Here is a 6,736-nt window from a genome sequence, read left to right as displayed (position 1 = left end):
GCGATGGTACTGCACTCGAGAGGGTGTGGGAGAGTAGCACGCCGCCGCATTCAACGTCGGGGTTCCCGTCGAGCGTGACGCTCCGGGAACCCTTTTTTTTGTTTGTCTTCCGGTTTCCGGGGGATCCCCGGGCGCGACGCTCCGGGAACCCCTTTTCTTATTCCCGCACACGGGTGTCTTCCTCCGCCCATTGGAGGTTTTTGGACGCCGGAAGGACTGCCGGCGGGATGATTCCTCCACCCACTGGGTGTTTTGTTCCGCCGGAAGGCCCGTGGGCGGGCGGATTCCTCCACCCACTGGGAGTCCCGGGACGCTGGGGGATCCCAGGAATTCCAGGGGAGCTTCCTGCCCTTATCCGATGGTGGAATAGACTGGGGAACTATGCATTATTTCGTACCCAAACGCTGCGTCGAATCGAACAAAATCATGTATCGCGACAAAGCGACGGCCCGGCAGGCCGCCGACCAGAGCTGGCGTGAACGCGGCACCGAACTATGGGTGTATCGGTGCGAATTCTGCGGAACCTGGCATCTCACACATCGCGATCCACAATCCAGCTACACGTACGTGCCCTTCAATCAGCAGATTAAACCGCATTCCCGCAAAAAAGGCTACAAACCACGTCGTAAGTAGTTCCGTTAGCGCTCGAGGCGGAAGCCTTGGCGCTTGGCGTTTGGAGCCACGGCCTTGCTGGTCACACCGGAATCGACCGCATTCGACGCGATCTGATCGCTGAACGGATCAACTGGGCGCTCGGTATTGCGCAAATCGTAATACCGATGCACTTCCTCGTCAAAATCCTGCAAACCGGCAAGCAACGTCTCATTGTTCGACGGATACTCATTCTCAAAGAACTGCATGGAGCGCGGCATACGCGGCTTGAGTGCGGGATCCTGATCGGGCTTGCCAATCGCAAGTCCGAGCACAGGATACGTGTATTCCGGAAGATTCAGCAGATCAATCAAAGCCGGAACATCGTTAAGCAGCGAGCCGAGAATCACACAGCCAAGGCCGAGCGAATAAGCGGCCGTCTCCATCGCATGAAGCGCCAAAACTGCGTCATTCTGTGCCTGAGTGTAACGATAGCTGCCATTCAACGTAAACTCGTCGGAAGCGGTCTCAACGCCCTTGGAAGCTGCGATGGCCGCATTGCGATGCTCGTCAAGCACAAACACGTACAGCAGTGGCGCGGTCGCGATATATGGCTGCCCGCCGATTTCGGCAAGACGCTTCTTTGCGGCCGGATCGGTGATGCGGATTGCCGACCAGTCGTTCAGGAATTGGCTGCTTGCGGCATGCTGGGCCACGGTTTCGAGAGTTTCGACGATATCGTCGCTCAGCGGCTTCGGCTTGAATTTGCGGATGGAACGACGCTCCAGCAGAGTGTCGACAGTTGCATTATGCAGAATATTACTCATGTTGACTATTTATATCCCATCCGCGTAATTGCGCAAGTATTTTCGCCCGCAAGCGCATTCCTTCCAATCGCAGTTTCGTGCAGTTTCGTGCGGTTCCAACCGCAGCTTCAATTGCAGATCTGAATCGCACGCTTCGAAATATGGAAGTTGGAGTGGGATTGTTTGCGGATTTGGCGAAATTTGCGCTTATCGGCAAATCAAGCGGATTCCACGGTTTCAGCGGATTCGGCGCGATTGACGGGAGTGGCGGCGATCGACCAGCGCCTGCGATCCGCGGTCGGATAGTTGCGATACCAGCGCGCCGAGTCCTGCGGAAGCCACGCCGAACACGAGATTCAGCGCCAGTTCCTTGCGTTTGTCGGTGGTGCCGTCCGGCAACACGGCTTTGCGGCCGACCGACTTGCGCCATGCCAGTTCGAACAGTTTGCCGAACACGAGTCCGGCCAGCGTGGGGGCGGCCACCTTGAACATCTTGTCGCAAAGATCGTCGGGATCGTTGATTCGCTGTTCGCGCAGGGCATTCACTTTCTCGTCGACGTTATGCAGCGACGCTACGATGCGGTCTGCGCTGGATTCCGGGTCAGGCATTTCACTCATGATTTCCAGTGTAGACCGTGCCGTCGGATTTCGGTTGGATTTCGCCGGCGCATGCGTGCGTTGCGAAGCGCTTAAGACACGTGGTGGAAGATTGCTGGTGAAACGCTTTTCGTCGGCTAGAGTAGGAGTATGACAGATACTCAAGTCGGAAGCAAGGATGCTTCTTCAATCGCGCCCGGCCGCCTGGTACTGCTGCGCCATGGCCAGACTGTGTGGAGCGAATCGGGCCAGCATACCGGCCGAACCAATATTCCGTTGACCGATACCGGTTGCGAGCAGGCTCGTGCGGCGGGCGAGCGTCTTCGTGAGGCGTTCCCCAATGGTTTCGACCAAGGCTGCATGTTCGCAAGCCCCCTGCGTCGCGCCCAGCAGACCGCGCAACTGGCTGGTTATGGCGGTTTCAAAGTGCTTGACGAGATTGCGGAATGGGATTACGGCCGTGCCGAAGGGCGTACACGCCAGGAGGTGAGCGAGGCTGGCGGCTTCCAGTGGGATGTATGGCGCGACGGTCCGCGTTCCCTTCCTGAATCGTTGGAGGGCGACTGGGTTGAGACGTTGCCAAGCGGCGAGCAGGTTCCGGTGCACAATGGCCCTGGCGAGACGGTTGAGGAGGCCGCCGCGCGCACCCGCGATGCGATCGACGCGGTGATGCCGCTGCTCAATGCCGGTCATGACGTGCTGTTGGTGGCGCACGCGCATGTGTTGCGCATCCTCACCTCGCAGTGGCTGGACGTCGATCCGCATTTCGCGCGTTTGCTGCGCCTCGACACCGCGCATTATTGCGTGCTGAGCCAATATAAGGGAGACAACGTTATCGAGCATTGGAATTGCTAGGTGCGTTGCGCTGGGCTGAACGTCGGTAGTTTGACATCGTTTACAAACCGCCGACGTTTTTTTGTTGCCGTACGGCGTCAGGTTCGCGATTCACTGCGATTGTTGCCGTGTGATATGGAGGGTGTGTCGCAAACGGTTTCATAAAGACAGTGTGATGAAAACCGTTAAAAATAAAGTATTTTGAGAAAAACCTGCGAGCGTAAAATCACCCTAAAAATGGTTTTTCTTGCTTACGTTTGCAAAAATGGGAGAAATGCGGCACAATAGTGCATGTCAGGAATCGTGAGGAAGCGATTTCACAGGATGTTGACCAGCGGGGTGCTGGGAAACAGGAATGGAAGAGAAAGGTTCGATGATGAATCGTACTATCAAGGCAGCAGTTGGAATGGTCGCCATCGCGGCGATGTCCGTAGGCACGTTGGGCGCTTGCGGATCGAGCTCCAGCTCCGACGACGGCAAGGGCAAGGTCTACTACCTGAACTTCAAGCCGGAATCCAGCGACGAATGGCAGAAGCTGGCCAAGGATTACACCAAGGAAACCGGTGTCGAGGTCAAGGTCCAGACCGCTGCCTCCGGCACCTACGAGCAGACCCTGAAGTCCGAGATCGCCAAGTCCGAGGCCCCGACCCTGTTCCAGGTCAACGGTCCGGTCGGCTATCAGAACTGGAAGTCCTACACTGATGACATGACGGACACTGAGCCGTACAAGCAGCTCATCAACAAGGACGTCGCCCTCAAGGATGGGAGCAAGGTCGTTGGCGTTCCATACGCTATGGAGACCTATGGCCTGATTTACAACAAGGATCTGCTGGCCAAGTACATCGCCACCGATGGCGCCAAGATCAAGGACGTCAAGGATATCGACAACTTCGACACCCTGAAGGCCGTGGCCGATGACATCCAGGCCAAGAAGGACCAGCTCGGAGTCAAGGGCGCGTTCACTTCCGCTGGTTTCGATTCCAGCTCCGATTGGCGTTTTAAGACCCATCTGGCCAACCTACCGCTGTACTACGAGTTCAAGGATGACAACGTCACCGAGCAGCCGGAGACCATCAAGGGTACCTACCTGCCGGAGTACAAGAACATCTTCGACCTGTACCTGAAGGATTCCACCACCGAACCGACCCAGCTGAGCTCCAAGACCGGTGATGACGCTACCTCCGAGTTCTCCCTCGGCGAGGCCGTGTTCTATCAGAACGGCACTTGGGCATGGACCGATCTGCAGAAGAACGGCATGAAGGCCGAGTCCATCGGCATGCTCCCGATCTACACGGGCGTCAAGGGCGAGGAGAACCAGGGTCTGGCCACTGGCTCCGAGAACTACTGGTGCATTAACTCCAAGGCTTCCGACGCCGATAAGAAGGCCACCAAGGACTTCCTGAAGTGGGTCGTCACCAGCAAGACCGGCATCGAGTCCCTGTCCAGCGCCATGGGCTTCACCACTCCGTTCAAGTCCTTCAGCGATGTCAAGTCCGACAATCCGCTGGTGCAGGCCGCTGTTGAAGATCAGAATTCTGACAAGACCGCAGTCTCTTGGAACTTCACCATGATGCCGTCCGAAGAGTGGAAGAACCAGCTCGGTTCCGCCCTCCTCGAGTACGCGCAGGGCACCGGCGACTGGGATGCCGTCAAGACCGCATTCGTGGACGGTTGGAAGACCGAGTACGACGCGTCTCACTGATCGTCTCGAAAAACCAATCGTAATCGCGCATGACGAATCGGTCCGCGCGTCGCGTAGCGCGGAAATACCATCGGCGCGTGATTGATCGAATAACTGCATAACTGAATAATTGAACAAGCAACGAGCTGCAATCGGAAGTCTTCCTTTCCTCTCCTGATTGCAGTTCGTTTTTTTATGCGGCGACGTACGGTTGTAGGACACGCCGTGCGTCGGAGGGATTGCGTTGCAGTAATGAAAGCGCTATCATTGTTAATAACAAGCAGAAAAGATGTTGATTTAAAAATGTTCTTATCTGTAGTTTGAAGAAATGTAACCGCTATCATTTTGCAACGATGCGAACGAAAGTGAAAACATATGGTGCAACAAGAAATTGATACTACCGATCCGGCGTTGTGGTGGAAGCAGGCCGTGGTCTACCAGGTGTACCCGCGTTCCTTCAAGGACTCCCGCGGTTCGGGCCTGGGCAGCATCGCAGGCGTCACCGAGAAGATCGACTACCTCGCCGAACTCGGCGTGGATGCCATCTGGCTGAGCCCGTTCTACCCGTCCCAGCTTGCCGACGGCGGCTACGACGTGGACGACTACCGCAACGTCGACCCGAAGCTCGGCACCATGGACGATTTCGACGAGCTCGCCAAGGCCGCCCACGAGCACGGCATCAAGGTCGTGGTCGACATCGTGCCGAACCACAGCTCCAACCTGCACGAATGGTTCAAGGCCGCCCTCGCGGCCGCCCCAGGCTCCCCGGAACGCGACCGTTACATCTTCCGCGACGGCAAGGGCCCGAACGGCGACCAGCCGCCGACTGATTGGATCGCAAGCTTCGGCGGTCCGGCGTGGACGCGCGTTCCTGACGGCCAGTGGTATCTGCACATGTTCACCAAGGAGCAGCCGGACTGGAACTGGAAGAACCCCGAGGTGCGCGCCGACTTCATCAAGACGCTGCGCTTCTGGCTCGACCATGGTGCGGACGGCTTCCGCGTGGACGTGGCGCACGGCCTCGCCAAGGATCTTGACCGCGACGACCTCGAAAGCTACAAGGTCTGCGAGCATGTGCTTCCCTCGGACGGGTCGCACCCGTTGTATGACCGTGATGAGGTGCATGACATCTACCGCGAGTGGCGCAAGGTGTTCAACGAGTACAATCCGCCGGCATTCGCCGTGGCCGAAGCCTGGGTCAATCCGGATCGCCAGCATCTGTATGCGTCGACCGAAGAGCTCGGACAGGTGTTCAACTTCGAGTTCGCCAAGAAGGACTGGATTCGCGACGACATGCACCTGGCCATCGAGGAAGGCTTGGAAAGCGCGGAACGTTCCGGCTCCTCCGCGACTTGGGTGATGAGCAACCACGACGTGCCTCGTCACGCCAGCCGTTATGGATTGCCGCAGGTTCCAGCCTCGTCGCATCATCAGCTGGCCAAGGATTGGCTGCTGCGCGACGGTACCACCTATGAGGAGAACCGCGAATTGGGCGCCAAGCGTGCCCGTGCCGCGATTCTTATGGAACTTGCCTTGCCTGGATCCACCTACATCTACCAGGGTGAGGAACTGGGACTGCCGGAAGTCGCGGATATTCCTTGGGATGAGCTGGAAGATCCCACCGCATTCAACAGCGTGCGCGAGCAAATCGAAAAAGGCCGTGACGGCTGCCGTGTGCCGCTGCCCTGGGTCGCCGCAGACGCACCGAAGCTCGATGATCCCGATGACGAATTCGGCCACGATGGTTCTTTCGGTTTCTCTCCTGCGGGCGCCGAGCATGATCCACACCTACCACAGCCGAAATGGTACAAGGATTTCGCCGTCGACGTGGAGGATGCCGACCCGAATTCCATGCTGAACCTGTACCGCAAGGCGCTGTCGTTGAGGCATAACCTGATGCCGCAGGACACCGAACTGCAGTGGCTGGACGAAGATCGTCCATCTGACGTGCGGGACGGCGCGGATGGACAACGCGGCGGAGTCATCGCCTACAGTCGTTCCAACGGTTGGGCGAGCGTCACCAATTTTGGCGAACGTCCGGCCGAACTACCGCAAGGCGATGTCATCCTCGCGTCGGGTGAACTCACCGAGGATGGCCGATTGCCGCAGGACACCACCGTTTGGCTCCAGCTGTAGGTGCGTGGCTTCACTGTTTCGGATCAGCAGCGGTAGGATGACGCGGCCGCGGCGTTTATCGAATGCGCCCCGGCCGCTTTCGCGTGTTCCG

At 57.9% G+C, this 6,736-nt stretch carries 6 protein-coding genes; 4 read left to right on the top strand and 2 right to left on the bottom strand.

The window, feature by feature from the left end; genetic code table 11:
- Nucleotides 1-381: 381 nt before the first annotated feature.
- Nucleotides 382-633, top strand: a complete 252-nt coding sequence (locus tag KSY55_RS08325) for a hypothetical protein (RefSeq protein WP_004223621.1) — start codon at nt 382-384, stop codon at nt 631-633.
- A 5-nt stretch (nt 634-638) separates the two neighbouring features.
- On the opposite strand, the gene KSY55_RS08320 is transcribed toward KSY55_RS08325, so the two are convergent.
- Together KSY55_RS08320 and KSY55_RS08315 are read right to left on the bottom strand one after the other, a co-directional pair.
- Nucleotides 639-1,418, bottom strand: a complete 780-nt coding sequence (locus tag KSY55_RS08320) for a nitroreductase family protein (protein ID WP_004223617.1) — start codon at nt 1,416-1,418, stop codon at nt 639-641.
- Between the two features lie 216 nt (nt 1,419-1,634).
- Nucleotides 1,635-2,015, bottom strand: coding sequence for a DUF4235 domain-containing protein (locus KSY55_RS08315; protein WP_004223612.1), 381 nt, complete (start codon nt 2,013-2,015; stop codon nt 1,635-1,637).
- A gap of 129 nt (nt 2,016-2,144) precedes the next feature.
- On the opposite strand from KSY55_RS08315, the gene KSY55_RS08310 reads away from it, so the two are divergent.
- From KSY55_RS08310 to KSY55_RS08300, 3 genes are all read left to right on the top strand, one after another.
- Nucleotides 2,145-2,849 (top strand): histidine phosphatase family protein, encoded by a 705-nt coding sequence (locus KSY55_RS08310; protein ID WP_055063811.1) that lies wholly within the window; start codon nt 2,145-2,147, stop codon nt 2,847-2,849.
- 334 nt (nt 2,850-3,183) lie between these two features.
- Nucleotides 3,184-4,530, top strand: coding sequence for an ABC transporter substrate-binding protein (locus tag KSY55_RS08305; RefSeq protein WP_065434820.1), 1,347 nt, complete (start codon nt 3,184-3,186; stop codon nt 4,528-4,530).
- Between the two features lie 354 nt (nt 4,531-4,884).
- Nucleotides 4,885-6,645: a glycoside hydrolase family 13 protein gene (locus KSY55_RS08300; RefSeq protein ID WP_055063810.1), complete on the top strand. Its 1,761-nt coding sequence runs from the start codon at nt 4,885-4,887 to the stop codon at nt 6,643-6,645.
- Nucleotides 6,646-6,736: the final 91 nt, after the last annotated feature.

Origin of the sequence: Bifidobacterium sp. MSK.13.1 (assembly GCF_019131435.1) — a bacterium.
Classification (GTDB): Bacteria; Actinomycetota; Actinomycetes; order Actinomycetales; family Bifidobacteriaceae; genus Bifidobacterium; species Bifidobacterium pseudocatenulatum.
The sequence above is the reverse complement of the archived record's forward strand: the minus strand, read 5'-3'. Positions and strand labels throughout refer to the sequence as shown.

What these genes read in the sequence shown, in the direction of transcription:
- KSY55_RS08310 (WP_055063811.1), top strand. Translation starts at nt 2,145, where the DNA reads ATGACAGATACTCAAGTCGGAAGCAAGGATGCTTCTTCAATCGCGCCC.
- KSY55_RS08315 (WP_004223612.1), bottom strand. Translation starts at nt 2,015, where the DNA reads ATGAGTGAAATGCCTGACCCGGAATCCAGCGCAGACCGCATCGTAGCG.
- KSY55_RS08320 (WP_004223617.1), bottom strand. Translation starts at nt 1,418, where the DNA reads ATGAGTAATATTCTGCATAATGCAACTGTCGACACTCTGCTGGAGCGT.
- KSY55_RS08305 (WP_065434820.1), top strand. Translation starts at nt 3,184, where the DNA reads ATGGAAGAGAAAGGTTCGATGATGAATCGTACTATCAAGGCAGCAGTT.
- KSY55_RS08325 (WP_004223621.1), top strand. Translation starts at nt 382, where the DNA reads ATGCATTATTTCGTACCCAAACGCTGCGTCGAATCGAACAAAATCATG.
- KSY55_RS08300 (WP_055063810.1), top strand. Translation starts at nt 4,885, where the DNA reads ATGGTGCAACAAGAAATTGATACTACCGATCCGGCGTTGTGGTGGAAG.